General features: G+C 41.1%; 13 protein-coding genes. 2 read left to right on the top strand and 11 right to left on the bottom strand.

Going from position 1 to position 17,362, the window contains the following annotated elements:
- Positions 1 to 12: 12 nt before the first annotated feature.
- Positions 13 to 432 (bottom strand): lactoylglutathione lyase, encoded by a 420-nt coding sequence (locus C7Y70_RS12080; protein ID WP_135475091.1) that lies wholly within the window; start codon positions 430 to 432, stop codon positions 13 to 15.
- A 115-nt stretch (positions 433 to 547) separates the two neighbouring features.
- On the opposite strand from C7Y70_RS12080, the gene C7Y70_RS12075 reads away from it, so the two are divergent.
- Positions 548 to 1,438: a LysR family transcriptional regulator gene (locus C7Y70_RS12075; RefSeq protein ID WP_135475090.1), complete on the top strand. Its 891-nt coding sequence runs from the start codon at positions 548 to 550 to the stop codon at positions 1,436 to 1,438.
- 79 nt (positions 1,439 to 1,517) lie between these two features.
- Here the strand turns inward: C7Y70_RS12075 and tldD are convergent, their stop codons facing one another.
- The 9 genes from tldD to C7Y70_RS12030 all read right to left on the bottom strand — a co-directional run bounded on the left by tldD (position 1,518) and on the right by C7Y70_RS12030 (position 14,193).
- Positions 1,518 to 2,957, bottom strand: a complete 1,440-nt coding sequence (gene tldD / locus C7Y70_RS12070; RefSeq protein ID WP_135475089.1) for a metalloprotease TldD — start codon at positions 2,955 to 2,957, stop codon at positions 1,518 to 1,520.
- Positions 2,954 to 3,790 (bottom strand): carbon-nitrogen hydrolase family protein, encoded by an 837-nt coding sequence (locus C7Y70_RS12065; protein ID WP_135475088.1) that lies wholly within the window; start codon positions 3,788 to 3,790, stop codon positions 2,954 to 2,956. Before C7Y70_RS12065 ends, tldD begins: the two co-directional genes overlap by 4 nt.
- Positions 3,787 to 7,650, bottom strand: coding sequence for a YhdP family protein (locus C7Y70_RS12060; protein WP_135475087.1), 3,864 nt, complete (start codon positions 7,648 to 7,650; stop codon positions 3,787 to 3,789). The genes C7Y70_RS12065 and C7Y70_RS12060 overlap by 4 nt, the downstream gene beginning before the upstream one ends.
- On the bottom strand, positions 7,650 to 9,122 hold the full coding sequence (rng, locus tag C7Y70_RS12055) for a ribonuclease G (protein WP_099295340.1): 1,473 nt from the start codon (positions 9,120 to 9,122) through the stop codon (positions 7,650 to 7,652). Before rng ends, C7Y70_RS12060 begins: the two co-directional genes overlap by 1 nt.
- Position 9,123: 1 nt before the next feature.
- Positions 9,124 to 9,693, bottom strand: a complete 570-nt coding sequence (locus C7Y70_RS12050; protein ID WP_135475086.1) for a nucleoside triphosphate pyrophosphatase — start codon at positions 9,691 to 9,693, stop codon at positions 9,124 to 9,126.
- A complete protein-coding gene (gene mreD / locus C7Y70_RS12045) occupies positions 9,693 to 10,172 on the bottom strand; it encodes a rod shape-determining protein MreD (protein ID WP_099295342.1) in 480 nt (159 codons plus the stop codon). The genes C7Y70_RS12050 and mreD overlap by 1 nt, the downstream gene beginning before the upstream one ends.
- Entirely contained in the window at positions 10,165 to 11,007 is an 843-nt protein-coding gene (gene mreC, locus C7Y70_RS12040; protein ID WP_180270406.1) for a rod shape-determining protein MreC, read from the bottom strand. Before mreC ends, mreD begins: the two co-directional genes overlap by 8 nt.
- On the bottom strand, positions 11,007 to 12,050 hold the full coding sequence (locus C7Y70_RS12035; RefSeq protein ID WP_058560919.1) for a rod shape-determining protein: 1,044 nt from the start codon (positions 12,048 to 12,050) through the stop codon (positions 11,007 to 11,009). Before C7Y70_RS12035 ends, mreC begins: the two co-directional genes overlap by 1 nt.
- 136 nt (positions 12,051 to 12,186) lie before the next feature.
- Positions 12,187 to 14,193: an SUMF1/EgtB/PvdO family nonheme iron enzyme gene (locus C7Y70_RS12030; RefSeq protein ID WP_099295343.1), complete on the bottom strand. Its 2,007-nt coding sequence runs from the start codon at positions 14,191 to 14,193 to the stop codon at positions 12,187 to 12,189.
- A 259-nt stretch (positions 14,194 to 14,452) separates the two neighbouring features.
- On the opposite strand from C7Y70_RS12030, the gene C7Y70_RS12025 reads away from it, so the two are divergent.
- The gene (locus tag C7Y70_RS12025) at positions 14,453 to 15,349 is read left to right on the top strand and encodes a pyridoxal-phosphate dependent enzyme (protein ID WP_135475085.1); all 897 of its coding nucleotides are present in this window, start codon (positions 14,453 to 14,455) and stop codon (positions 15,347 to 15,349) included.
- Positions 15,350 to 15,357: 8 nt separating this feature from the next.
- On the opposite strand, the gene C7Y70_RS12020 is transcribed toward C7Y70_RS12025, so the two are convergent.
- On the bottom strand, positions 15,358 to 17,076 hold the full coding sequence (locus C7Y70_RS12020; RefSeq protein ID WP_167850813.1) for an EAL domain-containing protein: 1,719 nt from the start codon (positions 17,074 to 17,076) through the stop codon (positions 15,358 to 15,360).
- Between the last annotated feature and the right edge of the window lie 286 nt (positions 17,077 to 17,362).

Here is a 17,362-nt window from a genome sequence, read left to right as displayed (position 1 = left end):
TATAAATAATGTTTATCTGGATTTAAATAAAATTTCATCACTACTAAATAGCATTTCGACCTTTATCTCTTCTGGTCCAGGTATAAAGACTTGCTGCTCTAATAGCTCTGGCACGGTTCGCTCAAAGTAGCTTATACCTGTTTGCGCTAAGCGACTTTTCAATCCTTGATAACCTATGCTACGAATCGCAATGTGATCTACCACTCCTCGGCCTTGGGTTTTGCTGTTTAATGCTGATAAGTAACCCTGTTGCGCTTTATTACCCGTGGCATTAACCAAATGAATCAAAGCAACATTATCACTGCCGTATAACCATGCCCCCTCGAAAGGGAAAGGCGGACGATACCCTTCAACTAGCCCAACTGAATTTATAAAGAACTGTCGCATCGCCTGGTAATCACAACTAGAAATTAATACATGATCTAAACGCATAAACTTTCTCTGTTGATAATGAGTACAACCAGTTTAACTATTTACTTAAATTTGATAATTGAGTTAATATCAAAAACACTATTCATTAATACTGAATTATAAAGAGTGAGGAACGATGGCTAAGATTGATGATATGCAGCTTTTTGTTCATGTGGTGCGCTCTGGCGGGCTTGCTGCAGCTGGGCGAAAAATTGGTTTATCGCCTGCGAGTATGACGGCACGTATCAACCAGCTTGAAAATCACTATCAAACCCGACTCTTAATACGTAATACTCGAAGTATTAAATTAACCGAGGCTGGAGAGCACTTTTTTCAAGGCTGTTTAAGAGTGATTGCTGAAATTGATGCCGCAGAGCAAAGTATTCAGCTTAGTAAAAACACTCTTTCGGGTAGTCTCAAAGTAACCGCACCCTCTGACTTTGGTAAACAGTTTGTTGCCCCTGCAATAGCTAAATTTGTAGCACTGAATCCACAAGTAAAACCACACCTACATTTAACCGATGGCTTAGTTAATCTAGTTGAAGAAGGCATTGATATTGCTATTCGCTTTGGAAACTTACCCGATAGTAATTTGATTAGCCGAATGATCAAATCCAATAAACGTGTGTTATGTGCTTCAGCTGAATATTTAAAAATACATGGCCAACCTTTACAACCAAGCGATTTATTAAATCATCGCTGCTTAGTAATGGAGAGACTTGGTCAATCGATGCATGATTGGCATTTTAAAGACGAGGTAATTCGCGTACCTGTAGCTATGAGTAGCAGTGATGGTGCAGTGATCAGACAGTGGGCAATTAACGGTGCAGGTATTGCTCTAAAATCAATGGTAGATATTAATGATGATCTGACTAAGGGTAATTTAGTGACGCTACTTGATGACTATATTCTCGGTTTTAGTAATAAAGATAAACAGCAAGTTGGCTTACAGTTTCTTTACCCATCAAGGCAATTTCAGCCACGACAAGTTGCCGCATTTATGGATTTTTTTCAGCAGCAAATTTAACAATAAACAGCCAACAAAATAAAACCTTGAGAGTTTGCACTTCCAAGGTTTTATTTATAACGTTTGGCAGTTATAAAAATTAAGCCGTGCCACCTACCGTTAACTGATCAATTTTCAGGCTTGGCTGGCCAACGCCTACTGGTACACTTTGACCGTCTTTACCACAAACACCGATGCCTTTATCAAGCGCTAAATCATTACCTACCATAGAGATTTGTTGCATAACCTCAGGGCCATTACCAATTAATGTTGCCCCTTTAATTGGCTGAGTAATTTTACCATTTTCAATTAAGTAAGCTTCTGAGGCACTAAACACAAACTTACCTGAGGTGATATCCACTTGGCCGCCACCAAAATTAGGGGCAAACACGCCTTTTTTAACTGAACTGATAATATCGGCTTGGCTGTGCTCTCCACCTAACATATAGGTGTTGGTCATACGTGGCATTGGTAAATGCGCGTATGACTCACGACGTGCGTTACCTGTTGGGTTTACCCCCATCAAACGCGCGTTCATTTTATCTTGCATATAGCCTTTTAGAATACCGTTTTCAATAAGCACATTGTAAGCAGCTGGTGTGCCTTCATCATCAACGTTCAATGAACCACGGCGATCAGCAATAGTGCCATCATCAACCACAGTACATAGCTCAGACGCGACTTTTTCACCAACTTTCCCACTAAATGCTGATGCACCTTTGCGATTAAAATCGCCTTCTAGTCCATGACCTACCGCTTCATGAAGTAGAACACCGGGCCAACCTGCGCCAAGTACCACTTCCATTGTGCCAGCTGGCGCATCGATGGCTTCTAAGTTTACCTTAGCTTGACGCACTGCCTCTTCTGCAAAGCCCATCCAGCGCGGTTTGCCATCTTCTAGCTCTTTAAAGTAACCATAATCTAAACGCGCACCGCCACCAGCACCACCACGTTCACGGCGGCCATTTTTCTCTAGCAATACAGAACAGTTTAAACGGATCAGCGGGCGAATATCGGTGGCAAAGGTGCCATCACTGGCAGCAATTAATACTTCTTCGTATACCGCCGACATAGAGCTAATCACCTGCTCGGCATCGGGGGCTAATTCGCGGATGTAATTTTCAAGTTCGCGCAATAAGCTGACTTTATCGTTATCGCTCATGCTTTGAATAGGTTGATGTGGCGCATACTGTTGTTTTGCTGCAGTATCACTAAACACTTGAACGGCTTTGTTTTCACCAGCATCAGCAATACTTCGTGCAGCTGTGGCTGCTTTATTAAGCGCTTCAAGATTAATAGCATCTGAGTATGAAAAACCGGTTTTTTCACCGCTCACCGCGCGTACGCCAACCCCACGCTCTACATTGTAAGAGCCTTCTTTTACCAAACCATCCTCTAGTACCCAAGATTCATGGTGGCTTGATTGAAAGTAGAGATCTGCGTAATCAACATTGTGTTGATGAATAAAGCTAAGCGTTTTTTCGAGTTCTTCTCGATTTAGCTGGCTGTCGTGTAATAAATGCTGTTCAACCGTGTTCATAATAAATGCTCTCTAAATCGTTGGTGAGATTGCACTGGCATATCTCGTCTAATGGCATGTAGTTGGGATAAGTCTGGTTGGCAACCAATAAACCCAACACCATTTTTTAGCTCACTGAGGATATTGCCCCAAGGAGAAATAATTAAACTATGGCCATATGTCGCTCGACCATTTTCATGTTGACCTACTTGTGCTGCAGCAATCACGTAACTTTGTGTTTCTATCGCTCGCGCTGTTAAAAGTGGTTGCCAATGCGCTGCGCCTGTCACTGTAGTGAACGCACTGGGCACTAAAATAACTTCTGCTCCAGCACGTTGTAATGCACTAAATAAGCCACTAAAGCGTAGATCATAGCATACTGTGAGGCCTATTTTACCAAAAGGGGAATCAACCACCACCACGTCATTACCTGCTTGCGTAAAGTTTGATTCGCGATAAGCGCCGGTGCCATCTGCTACATCCACATCAAATAAGTGAATTTTATTGTAGCGTGCAACTACATCGCCTAGACTATTAAATAGAAGTGACGCAGCATAGTATTTATTGTTGTCAGTGGCGATAGGCAGTGTGCCTGCCGCTAGCCAAATATCATATTTACAACAAAGCTGGCTTAATTGTGCCTGATATTTATCACTTTTTTGAGCTACGGCGAGAGTATCTGCACCCGACTTGGCAAACACTAAAAAACTTTCGGGCAAACACACTAATAACGGGCGAGTGCTGGGTAAGCTACACAGCTGCTGCTCTAACTGAGCAAGGTTTTCTTGAGCATTGATGCCGGAACACATCTGTAGCGCAATGATATGACCCGATGAAGGCGATGTATAACTCATTGTGTTGCCGTTACCGCTGCATCTTTGAGCTTTAATTCACGCACCTGAGAGCCATCTTCAGGCTGATTTTGAGCCGCTTGAGGAAGCTCAACCTCCCGACTTTTTCTATCGACCTCTTGTACAACAGGGTCGCTCATACTGCCCGTTACTTTAAAGTTGATCTCAGATATTACACGCGCAGAGTGAATCACTTTATCAATAGCCAACGCTGCCAAACCCGTTACTGGGTTTACCATCCATGCAACAATGACCGGGATACTTGATGTTACTTGCGGCGCAACAGCCAAGTCATAATTGATTTCCATGGTGTTTAAGTTCGTGTGCCCTTTAATCGTCAAATCCGCTGGCACCCCATCCATTTTGGTATCTTGAGTATAGGCAACACCTTTATCTAATTGCATGCTGCCTTGAAAGCTATTGTAAAAGAAGCCTTTGGAGAATACGTCTCTAAAATCAAGTTTTAACTTGCGCACGAGTGAATCTAGGCTCAGCAATGAAAAAACCCGCGCTCCGCCATCACTTATTTCGGCAAGGTGTCCATCTTCTAAGTTCCATGCTAAATCACCCGATAATGTGGGTATATCAAATTGGTATGGTGCGCCTTGCCATGCTAAATCAAAAGTAATGTCAGCATCAGAGTCCTTCACCGTGGTGGTAATATCAAACTCATCAAACAGTTCACCTATGTCATCACTTTGCATATTGCCATTAAGGCGTGTTTGACCATTTTTCCACTGCCCTTTAGCACGCAGAATATGCTCCCCTTTATCAACGACAAGCTCAGGGATCAGTAACTGTGTACCATCGCCAAATAAGGACGCACTTACATTATCCAGTTGATAGCTATCTACTTTACAATCTAAACAGTTAAACTCAATCGCAGGGATATTATTTAACCAGGCTAAATCTTCAACTGATGCCGCATTCTCTTGTTCCACAGGCTCTTCATCAGGTTTAGAAAGAAAGTTTAACCGTAAGTAATCACTGGTCACTTGAATAGGACGACTAGTTTGATTAATAGGAATACTAATTTGTGAGCGTAGCTCTTTTGCATTCAGCCTTAAGTTGAGCTCATTTGATTTAGGTTTTAACCGCATTTCAAAATCATTAAAAACAATATCAGCAACGGTTAAACGATTTATTTGCCCCACCACTTCTTTCAATGGAGGAAGCACACCTTCACTTTGTGTTTCAACTTGGCTTACAGTAATAATTTGATCAATCAGCGTAACCCAAGACAATAATGGGGTTTCCTCTAAATTTATAGAAACAGTGAAATCTTCTCTATTCAACCCTAAGTCCTGCGACCCCAAAATTAGGTGTGCATTCGTCATTTTAGCGCTGGCATTTGCTAAAATAGCATTAAAGTAAATCTGATCATTTATATTTGCAGTAATCAAATTAGATATATCATCACCCTGAACCTGCGCCTTAAGTTCCCATGGTTGATCAGCATTTTTAGTATAGGGTGCAGGTAATTCACTTTTCAGCCCTATAAGCTGTGAATTTACCTCAGCGAGGTAATTGAACCCCGAAGGTAAAAAGTTTAATGTGACATCAATCGCAAGGTCGCTTTCACCCTTTAAGTAATCCTGAAACAAGCCCTGCGCTTCTGCGATTAAAGTGTCTGTATTAACCTGTGCAACGATATTAATTTCACCACGGTAGGTTTCACCGATGTTTTTGCCATCAAAATCAAATTTAATGGGCATGCCGAGCCAGTTTGCCGTTGCGCTTTTTAAAGCAACATGATCATCATTAAAGTACAGCCTCCCATTAACACCTGATAATTGTAAACCTGGCTGAGACAAATAAATTGGCATACCCTTTAGTGAAACAACGCCTTTGGCATTAACATTCAATTCATTTAAATCAACAGTCAATTCTATATCAGCATTTGCACTGCCTTGTCCTTGAATCACTGAAAATACATTCGCCAGAGGTTGCTTAAGCGGAGTCGCGCTGAAAAAAGGTAATAAAGACTGTGCATCAGCACGCTTTTTAATCTTAACGGATAAGGTATCAGCATTCATTAAGTCAGCAATACTTACATGTACGCCATCATCTACGGCCAAATTGATTAACTGACCTTGTTGAGTGTAGATATCCATCCGCTCATTTTCAAAGTGTAATTGCGCACTGGCTTGCGTTACTTCAGGCCAGTCCGGCGCAAATTGGTACGTCGCATTATCAACTTGCGCCATCACTTCAAATTGCCCTGAATTGTCTGTAAATGGAAAACCCGACAACGGTCCTGAAAACAATACTTGTGCTTGAGTTAATTCACCTTGTTTTATTGCTCCATTTAAATAACTAACTAGGTTTTCACTCATTACTGGTAATGGAAAGTAATGCCCTGCAATACTTGCATCCGGTGCATAAACCTCTGCGTACAAATCCAGTCTAGGCTGTTCGCCCACGCTGACCTTCATTTCTGCTGCTAGCGTAAGCTCTTTATTATCTAGCCATATATTATCACTGCTTATCTGCCAGCCTTGAGGCGTGTGCAATGCATCAATTTCCACATTGAGCTGCGAGTATTTAATGGGTTGAGAAAATGTGTCTTGCGTTAACAACACATTGTTTTCACCAAATAAACTAACCCGTCCACGCGATTGGTTTAAGTTCCCTTCGATACGCAGTTCATTCGCTCCAGGTATTCCCTGATTGGCAAGCCAGCCGATATTCTCTGCTGCAAACCAAAGCTGCCAATCTGCTGATGAGTTAAAGGATGCATAGGCTTTATCTATCACACCACTTGGCTGGCGAGTGATTAATGGATCTAACACTGAAAAGTTACTTAGCTGAGCTAATTTAGTGGCTAAATCGAGGTCAAACTCTTGTAACCAAAAATGCTTTTGTTTGCCAAGCTGTGCCTCAAACTTCACGTTAGGCCAACTATGCTGCAAACTGTTCACAGCTAATCCCGTACTTTTTAAACGCCAGCCTTGTTGCCACGGAAATAAATGAAAGCCGCCTTCGCTAATGCTTAACTGATGAGGCTTTGCTTCATTGCCTTGCTGCCAGTTTATAAAACTAGGTAACCATTTAACTTTAACATCCGTGATTAAGCCTTTTTCAATACTCATCCAAGATTCTAGATTAAGGTTTGACTTCAATTCATGTTTGTCTTTATTGCTGTATTGCGCAACCCATTTGGAAATATCAACCTGACTTGCTTGGACGTAAATATCGCCAGCCATTGCTTCTAACGTTTTACCTGTCAGTGCAATGCGGGCATCAAAGGTGCCTACAGAAATACCTGGTAGTGCTAAGGTACCGCTACCACTATGTTGCTTCGGTTTGTTTTGCCACACTATATTTTCTAAAATTAAACGACGTTCTTTACCATCGCCCATCAAAAAGTTGAGACTACTGTTTTCTACAGCAAAATGGCCCGTATCACCTAAAAACAAGCCCTCAATGAGTTCCTTTTGCTCAAACGCTACCTCGCCTTCACCTGAATCAAGCAGCGAAGGGAGATTTACATTGGCATGAAAGCCATTGATCACAAAATAATTAGACTTTAATTGCTGCGTTTTAATGCTTTCCCACAGGTTAAGCTCTAGGCTGGCTTTCGCTATTGTCAGCGCTATGGGTGAAGTGGTGTTATCCTCAAAAGATATCTCTTCCATTACGATGGCAGGACCTTTGCCCTGCCAACTTGCTGAAATAGCACCGATAGATAAGTTAACTGCAAACTTTTCATAAAGATAACCTTCTAAGTCACCTTTATAATCATTCGCATAAGGAAGCGTATATTTTAAAACAGATACAATAACGGCCAACAGTACTAGCGTTACAGCAAATACTTGCCATAACTTTCTAATACAATAAAAACAAACCGTTTTTGCTTTCATTACATCATAACCACATCGAACTGCTCTTGACTGTAAAGACTCTCAGTTTGAATACTCACTTGCTTACCAATAAATAACTCAAGCTCAGCAAGGTTATGATATTCATCGTTTATCAAGGCTTCACTTACCGCTGGAGCAGCATAAACCATAAATTTATCGGCTGCATAAGCACGGTTTACACGTACGATTTCTCGTAGGATCTCGTAACACACCGTTTCAACTGTTTTTTGCGAGCCACGTCCTGAACAGGCAGGACATACATCACATAGTATATGCTCTAAGCTTTCGCGGGTTCGCTTACGAGTCATTTCAACTAAACCCAGAGCCGATAAGCCATTTATATTTGATTTAGCGCGATCTTTGCCAAGCGCAGATTCAAGTGAATGTAACACTCTGCGCTTATGCTCTTCACTGATCATATCGATGAAATCGATAATAATTATGCCACCTAAGTTTCGTAACCTAAGCTGACGCGCAATAGCTGATGTTGCTTCAACATTAGTATTAAAAATAGTTTCTTCAAGGTTACGGTGGCCAACAAATGCGCCGGTGTTAACGTCGACAGTCGTCATTGCTTCTGTTTGGTCAATAATTAAATAACCACCTGACTTGAGCTCAACCTTTCTATGTAAGGCTTTTTGAATTTCATTTTCAACATCAAACAAGTCAAAGATGGGTCGCTCACCAGGGTAGTATTCAAGCGCGCCCGCAAGAATAGGCACAAACTCTTCTGTGAATGCTTTAAGCTCATGGTATGTCAATTTAGAATCAACCCGAATACGCTCCATGTCTTCGCCAACGTAATCTCTTAGCGTACGAAATGCTAACGTTAAATCTTCGTGCAGAATACTTTCTTTGCTGGTTTTTTTGCGTTTAGTGACTATTTTTTCCCACAGCTTTTTTAAAAATGCTGCATCATGGCGTAACTCAGCCTCACTGGCACCTTCAGCGGCTGTACGCACAATAAAGCTGCCATTTTCATCTGAATAGTCTGCAACAATATGTTTCAAACGACTGCGTTCTTCTTCTGTTTCAATGCGCTGGCTCACCCCAACATGGGTTGCATCAGGCATAAAGACTAAATAGCGAGATGGAATGGTGATATCGGTGGTTAAGCGTGCACCTTTTGTTCCTAGGGGGTCTTTAACCACTTGCACCATAATATATTGTCCTTGGCGTACTAATTCGCGAATATCTTGGACTTTTTTAACTGGCTGCTCATCCACACCTTCAATGATTGAAGCGCTATTAACAATATCTGAAGCATGTAAAAAAGCCGCTTTTTCAAGGCCTATATCTACAAATGCAGCTTGCATACCAGGAAGTACACGACTTATTTTGCCAAGATAAATATTGCCAACAATGCCCAAATTACCTATACGCTCGAGCTGAATTTCTTGCAGGACGCCGTTCTCGATGAGGGCAACACGACTTTCACTTGGGGTGACGTTAATTAGTAATTCTATACTCATGTTACCTACTTAAAAATTCACTTAATAATCTATCGCACTCATATAAAGGTAAGCCCACTACGGCAAAATAGCTACCTGAAATATGTGTTACAAACCGTCCTCCTAGCCCCTGAATTCCATACCCGCCGGCTTTATCCTTTGGCTCGCCACTTTGCCAATAACTTTCTAGCTCATCGTTACTTAATGATTTAAAAGTGACTTCGGTTTGAATTACTTGGCTTATAACATCGTTTGGAGTGGCAAATGCAATGGCCGTTAACACCTGGTGTGTTCGATTAGATAGGCGCTGCATCGTTGTTATGAAATCAGCTTTATCAGTTGGTTTTCCAAGCGCTTGCCCATCAATAACGACAACTGTATCACTGCCAAGAACAGGGCGATCAGTATAACCCATCGCAACACCTGTTTGCGCTTTAAGACATGCTAAACGCTCAACATAGTCAACAGCAGACTCGTCAGCTAATTGGCTTTCATCTGCATCTACACTAAATTGTGAAAACTCATAACCAAGCTGCGTTAGCAGCTCTTTGCGTCGCGGAGAAGCCGACGCTAAATAAATTGCACTTTGCATTATCTAATCCTGAAATGGCGACGATACTTGCGTAATAATAAGAAAATCCATGGCCAACTTAGCATGCCTGTAACGACGGGCCATAAATACTGCGGGTTAAAATAAACGTCCATTAAAAAATGATTTAGCCAAAATTGCATGAGATGGTAAAACATTAAGAATAAACCCACTAAAATAGCTTGTTGCCAAATGGAAAAATTGCGAATTTTTTGAAAGTTACTAGCTGTAACAAAAATACAAATAGAAAAGGTGAGTGAATTGACACCCAACGGCGAACCCGACGCTAAATCAATCAATAAACCAACAACCCAGGCAGTACCAATATTTAATCGATGAGGAACCGCTAATGACCAATACATTAAAACCAACAACACCCAATCTGGGCGAAACGGTTCAAATGAAAAAGGCAGAGGCATTAGCGACATAATCAAAGCAAAGAAAATACTCACTCCGATCAAAAAGCTATGACGGCTATTCACTGCTAATAATCTCCTGCTGCTGACGCCATAAAACAACCAATAAACGGATACGATCTAGTTGAGCTACAGGCTCAGCGTATACTTGAGCAAAAGGACTGCCTTCATCACGGTTGATTTCTGTAACAATGGCAACGGGGTAACCCTCAGGAAATGTGCCACCCAATCCTGATGTCACCAACACATCACCTATGCGAACATCTAAACTATGTGGAACATGCGACAATTTAACTTGATTTATCTTACCCATACCTTCAACCACAGTGCGCACTTCATTACGTAAAATACGCACCGGTGTAGCATGAGTCGTGTCCGTCATCAACAACACACGAGACGTTGTTGACCCAACCTTCGTTAATTGGCCAACAACCCCCATTTCATCAATTACCGCCTGACCTTCACTTAAACCATCGATTGCGCCTCGGTTAATAACCACTTGGTGGCTATACGGGTTTGAATGCACCGATAGTATTTGAGCGATAATTTTTCTGTTGGCTTGCTTAGCTGAAGAGCCTAGTAGCGCTCTTAGTTTCTGATTTTCTTTCGTTAAAAATTGGTATTGTTGTAACTGCTCACTTTGTAACAACTGCTTTTGTTTAAGCGCTTCATTTTCGCTTAATAGTTGCTCACGGGTTTGTAAGCTTTTAGCACCAAAACTAAATACTTCATAAGGTAAGTTGGCAAGATAAATTAATGGGCTGACAAGGGTATTTAAACTGGTGCGTACCGTTGTACTACCTTCGGTATACTTATCGCCAACTATCAACACGATACTCAAAAGCACTGCGACAAAAAGTCGCAGTTGCAATGAAATCGTACGTCCAAACATTAACTTCATTAGTCGTAACTAAATACGTCACCACCGTGCATATCAATCATTTCTAGCGCTTTACCACCACCACGTGCAACACATGTAAGTGGGTCATCAGCAACAACTACAGGAATACCGGTTTCTTCCATTAGTAAGCGATCTAAATCTTTTAGTAATGCACCGCCACCTGTTAATACCATGCCCTTAGCAGAGATGTCTGAAGCAAGCTCTGGTGGTGACTGCTCAAGCGCCACCATAACAGCACTCACAATACCCATTAATGGCTCTTGCAATGCTTCTAAAATCTCATGAGAGTTAAGTGTGAACGAACGAGGCACACCTTCAGCCAAATTACGGCCGCGTACTTCAATCTCAACTGGCTCATCCGTTTTAAAAGCGGAGCCAATTTGGTGCTTAATATTTTCAGCGGTCGCCTCACCAATCAAACTACCAAAGTTACGACGCACATAATTAATGATTGCTTCATCAAATTTATCACCACCAATACGCACTGACGATGAATAAACCACACCATTCAATGAGATAATAGCAACTTCAGTGGTACCACCACCGATGTCCACAACCATAGAACCGGTTGCTTCAGATACAGGCAAGCCTGCGCCAATCGCTGCTGCCATTGGCTCTTCAATTAAATAAACCTCACGGGCACCTGCACCCATTGCTGATTCGCGAATTGCACGTTTTTCAACTTGCGTTGCACCACATGGTACACAAATTAAAACACGCGGGCTTGGACGCATAAAGTTGTTGTTATGTACTTGCTTGATAAAGTGCTGAAGCATTTTTTCAGTCACATAAAAGTCGGCGATTACACCATCTTTCATAGGACGAATAGCTTTAATATTGCCAGGCGTTCGGCCTAACATCTGCTTCGCTTCAGTACCCACCGAAGCAACACTTTTAGGGCCACCAGCACGCTCTTGACGAATAGCGACAACAGATGGCTCATTGAGGACTATGCCTTCATCTTTGACATAAATAAGGGTATTGGCTGTACCCAAGTCGATCGATAGATCGTTTGAAAAAATACCACGGAGTTTCTTAAACATGAGGCTGGATGACCTTTGAAAAACGTTCTTATATTAGCTATTAGTCACTTTAACACGCTGAGTTTGTTCAGCAATCAAAAGCATCATTAGCTAGGTAAATTAGCAAAAAGGAAGCATTGCTTCCTTTCAAGAATATTTATCGTTCTCGTACTAAACGAAAACCAATGTAATTTGCACGAAAATCAGGTGCTAAAATCAAACGTGTTGCTGCTCTGGCAAGGCTTGGAGCAAAATTCCATGCGCCGCCACGCACTGTTACGTCTGATTGACCCGATGATTTATGAGTCCATTCCCATACATTTCCTACCGTATCGTACAAGCCAAACGCGTTGGGCGAAAACGAACCTACAGGCGCTGCGCTGCGGTTTGACCATTCACTGCCACACCAACCACAATTAGCTAGGTTTTTACCAATTTCATTACCCCAAGGGTATTCTGTTGTTGTACCTGAGCGAGCAGCATATTCCCACTCAATCTCACTAGGTAAACGATATTGTTGGGCAGTCTCACCCGATAACCAATCAGCGTAAGCTTTAGCATCATTGTAAGTTAAGCACACCGCTGGGAAATTACTTTCTTGCTCAAAACCTGGATTACGCCAATTTAAGCTCACTTCCCATACAGGTTCACCATTAAGGTAATAAGCGCAGCCACGATTAAGTTCAGCCTCGGTTTTATAACCTGTGCTCGATACAAACTTTTGGTACTCACCCACGGTCACTTCTTTGCTTTGCATAGCAAAAGAGTTTTCAATCGTTTTTTCGACCACCGGGCGCTCGTTTGCTAAGCCGTTACCGTTAATATCGCCCATTTTGAACGTACCAGCTGGGATCACAACAACAGCAGCGCTCGACGTGCTATTTATCGATTTATTGCTTTGCTCTCTGGTGAAGGTCGGTGCAGCAATCGACTCAGGCTTTTTTACTAACTTGGCGTTTATCGTGTGTGCCTTTCGTAAATCAATCCTAACACGGTAAGGTTTATACCCTTGCTTACGCACTTCAATATCATGAAGCCCACGTGGTAACGACGTTGATAGACGTGTCGAGCCAAAACTCACTCCATCAATAAACACTTCGTCATCGTACACATTTGAACGTAATGTCAGCTCGACCATTTTGTTCTTCGTATTATCAACAACAAGCGAGTTTGCATTCGTTGCTGGCTTTACAGCGTAATCTCTAACAGGCTGTTGGCTCATACGCGATACAGAAACGGTATTATCCTGAGTATCACTGAATGTTAACTGACTATCGTAAAACCCTGTTCCGTAGCTTGCTTGGTAAGCTGTGCTTAGTGGAGTACCGTACTCTGAGCAATAACGGTTATCAACACTCAATAAGTTGCATAAACGGCTACTGTTTACATCGCCACGCATAGTCACGCTCAGGTTAACGTTATAATTACCTTGACCACTAAATGCGCTATTTACAACATGACTACTAATAATTTGTACTTGAGCGCCAGCCATATTGCGTTTAGGTTCAACTAGACGTTCTTCCGTCAGGTTGGCAAAAATTTGATCAATGAAGCGTTTTGTGGCTTTTTGCAAGCCCATTTGTTGACCGCGTTGTTCACAGGCAGCCAGCGTTTCAGTGCGCTTACAGTTAATTGTATGATCAACCTCAAGCGTACCTTCACGAGTAAACTCATTTCTTAATCGTTCAACACGTGCTGTTGTTAGTTGCTCTTTCAAGCTTTCGAGGGTATTTAACTGAGTATGTTTAGCTACACGAATTTGCTCAATATCTTTACGATGTGATGCAATTGCCGCTAACTGCATCGCGATGTCATCTTTATTTTGTTTATGATCAACAACGGCTTGCTGGTAACGCGCCTGAGCAGTACTAATATCAATAGTAGGATCGTCGATCAGACGACGATACATTTCATTCATCGCATCAAGCGCTTGGTTTTTCTCTTTGTCTAACTCAGCTGAGCGAGCACGTAATAAATCAAGTTGGCTTTGTAACTGACTTTCTTCTTTTAAGTGTTTTTCAAGTATTTGTGTAGAGTTATCGTATTCAGCTTGTTTAATACTGATCTCAGATTCAATTCCAGAAACGGTTGCCGTATCTTGTGCAAATGCACACGATGCAAACAAACTTGCTGAAATTAACAGAGATAAAGGAGCAATTCGCATATATTCCATTCCCAAAAAGCGGCAATTATTTGGTCATTATTTATTTTTTATAATTAAACTCTTATGCTATGTACTTGCAAGGCAAAACACAAGCTTTGTTCAAAAATTATCTGAGTTTACAACTATTACCATCCATCATGCTAGTAAATAACCATTTCATTCAATGAAAATCATCATTTTAATGCTTATGTTATGAATCATTTTCTTATAGATAATTATTTTGCTAGCCTTGTGTATCATTTTATTCAAAGATAAAACCGTGTATTCAATTTCCGAGTCCCCACTACAACAAATAACAAGCCCAATATTGCTCAAACAAAATCTTACCTTGCACATAAAGCGTGATGATCTTCTGCACCCGCTGATCAGTGGCAACAAGTGGCGTAAATTAAAATACAATTTAATTAGTATGCGCACTCAAGGGAAAAGCGAATTAGTGACTTTTGGAGGGGCCTTCTCAAATCATATCCATGCCTGTGCTGCGGCCGGAAAAGAATTTAATTTCAAAACACACGGAATCATTCGTGGTCCTGAACTTGATTTAAATAACCCAACCTTACAATTTGCTCAACAAGCAGGCATGCAACTACACCCAGTGACACGTTTAGAGTACCGCGAACGCCATAAACATGATTATTTAACCGCATTGCAAACACGATTTCCACATGCCTACTTACTTCCTGAGGGAGGCACAAATGAGGCCGCTTTATTAGGTTGTAAAGAACTGGCAGAATCATTACCACACAGTGATTATATAATTTGTCCAACGGGAAGCGGTGGCACGCTCGCTGGATTGATAGAAGGCGCCTCCCCAAATACACATGTAATGGGTATCGCTGTTTTGAAGCAAGCTGAGTATTTAATTAACGAAATAAAAGCACTGAGCAAAAAAGCAAACAACCAAACTAATTGGCAGCTACTGTGTGATTACCATGACGGCGGATACGGAAGGTTTAGTCAGCACTTATGGCAGTTTTGTGAGTCAATGCGCACCGCTCATCTACTACCGCTTGAACCTATTTACTCAGGGAAAATGATGTATGCATTATGGCAGCTAATTGAACAAGGCTTCTTTGCATCTGGGAGTAAAATTGTCGCAATCCACACTGGCGGCCTCCAAGGATTGGATGGATTACGATATCGACAACTCATATAAACATAATTTTAGTAAAGTGTTGCTTGAGTGAACTCTTGCAATGGTTCCGTAAAATAAAAACCTTGCGCAGCTCTTACGCCTAGGTTTTTTAACGTATTTAGTTCTTGTTGCGTTTCCACACCCACGCCATAAACACCAAGATTAAGCTGCTCACCTTTAGCAACAATGTCTTGAACAGTACGCTGCTGCTTTAAATGCTTATCAATATTGTGCATCAGCTCGTAGCCAAGCTTCAACCCTCTGAGTAGCTTAAACGACGTTAAAGATGCAAACTCATCACTGGTAAGAATATTATCAATGACAATTGATGCATTTATCGCGGTAATCTGCTCAAAAGCAGGTGTAAGCTCAGCTTTAAACTGATTAAAGTCCTCAGCTGAAATCTCAAACTGGAGTTTCTGAGCATCTTTAAATGTACTGATAGTCTGTGCAAACTGCTTCCAAAACCGTCGGTTTACCCAGTTTTGTGAATGTAAGTTAATACTCACAACCAACTGTGAAGGCTCTTTGTTTAGGATAGATATCACATGTTCAATAACCGTAATATCCAACTGCATGATTGAAGTATCGGTTTTTAAATGAGGAATGAACTGTCTAGCAGATAATAATCCTAACGATTTATGTCTAATTCTTATCAGAGCCTCATGTTGTAGCATTTCCCCTGTATTCAAATCAAAAAGAGGCTGAAAAAATAGAGTGAATTTTTTCTTTGCTATGTACTCTGGTAAATCTTTGCTGCTACTTTTTAATACTTCAAAATGAGTATGACTAAAAGGTATCCGCATTGTATGCCGCCATGGGCTTTGCTTAGCTTGCTCTAAAGCGGATTTAGTAAGTTGATAAACAACAGATTGATCTGCACCTAATCTATAATTGCATACACCTAATTTAATATTTTTTCGCGACAAATCTTGACGGTAGGATAATGAAGCCTGATAAATCACTTGATGCAGCTTATGCGTATAGCTGTCTAACTTTGCTTGCGGTATACCCTGTAAAGTAATCGCCAACCCACCTGATTTAAGCAGTTTAACTGAAACTTTAGGAAGTTCACCAAACCCTTTAGCAATAACCAATTTAAAATGGCTTTCTAAGTCGATATTCTCTGGAAAAGGGTAGCCCCAATAAAACAGTGCGAATAAATGGTAATTACCTTGCTGTATGTAATACAACTTTTCAATTTCATCATCTTTGATTGTCTTAGGTACACTACTCGCCCCCTCTTCGTGACTTTTGTTACTACCTACACGACTATTGTTTGGTAAACGTTGAGAGAAAGCCCTGGTTGCTTGTGCAAAGTTACTTTCATAACGTTTATAAAGCATCTTCCACCAGCGATACCCCCACATTATTGCACCAATGATAACCAAATTAAATAATATAAATATGTAGCTTTCAACAACCCAATAAGGCCTATGGTAAAGCCTCAAACTAATATTTTTATAATTAAATATGTCACTTTTTTCACCCATCAAAGCAGAAAAGTAGAGCGGCGTAGAATTACCCTCGGGCTCAAGCATAAAACCATGTGCATTTACTAATGCACCAATGACTTCTTTGTTTACAACCATATCTAGCTTTAAATCATAAACCTGCTGGGCAAGTTTTACCCCTGCTACATGCACCTTCTGATGCAAAACGTCACCCAATAAGAGGTTAAATACACAAATAAACACTAAGCAAACAGCAATATAAATACTGAGCATATTTACTCGTAGATTTTTCAATTTAATTGCCATGGTTCGCACAGAATGATGAAGGAATAGATCAAGTGTTGTTCAAGATCCCCATAAACACAAGGCTTGGAGGCTATTTTAAATGTAACCAAGGTGCTCAAATTATAAAACCTACGTATTTATAATTACCTAACTGATAATGACGACAGTATTAGGGTCTGTTTACCTTTAAAGGTTAAATTTACAGCAGTCTGTTTGGTATTTAGGCAAGGCAGTGCCATGTGGTGTGGTTATTCCCCATAAATAGGCGCTTATCATAAAGCAAACGAAAATAGGT

Source organism: Pseudoalteromonas sp. KS88, assembly GCF_004766475.1.
Classification (GTDB): domain Bacteria; phylum Pseudomonadota; class Gammaproteobacteria; order Enterobacterales; family Alteromonadaceae; genus Pseudoalteromonas.
The sequence above is the reverse complement of the archived record's forward strand: the minus strand, read 5'-3'. Positions and strand labels throughout refer to the sequence as shown.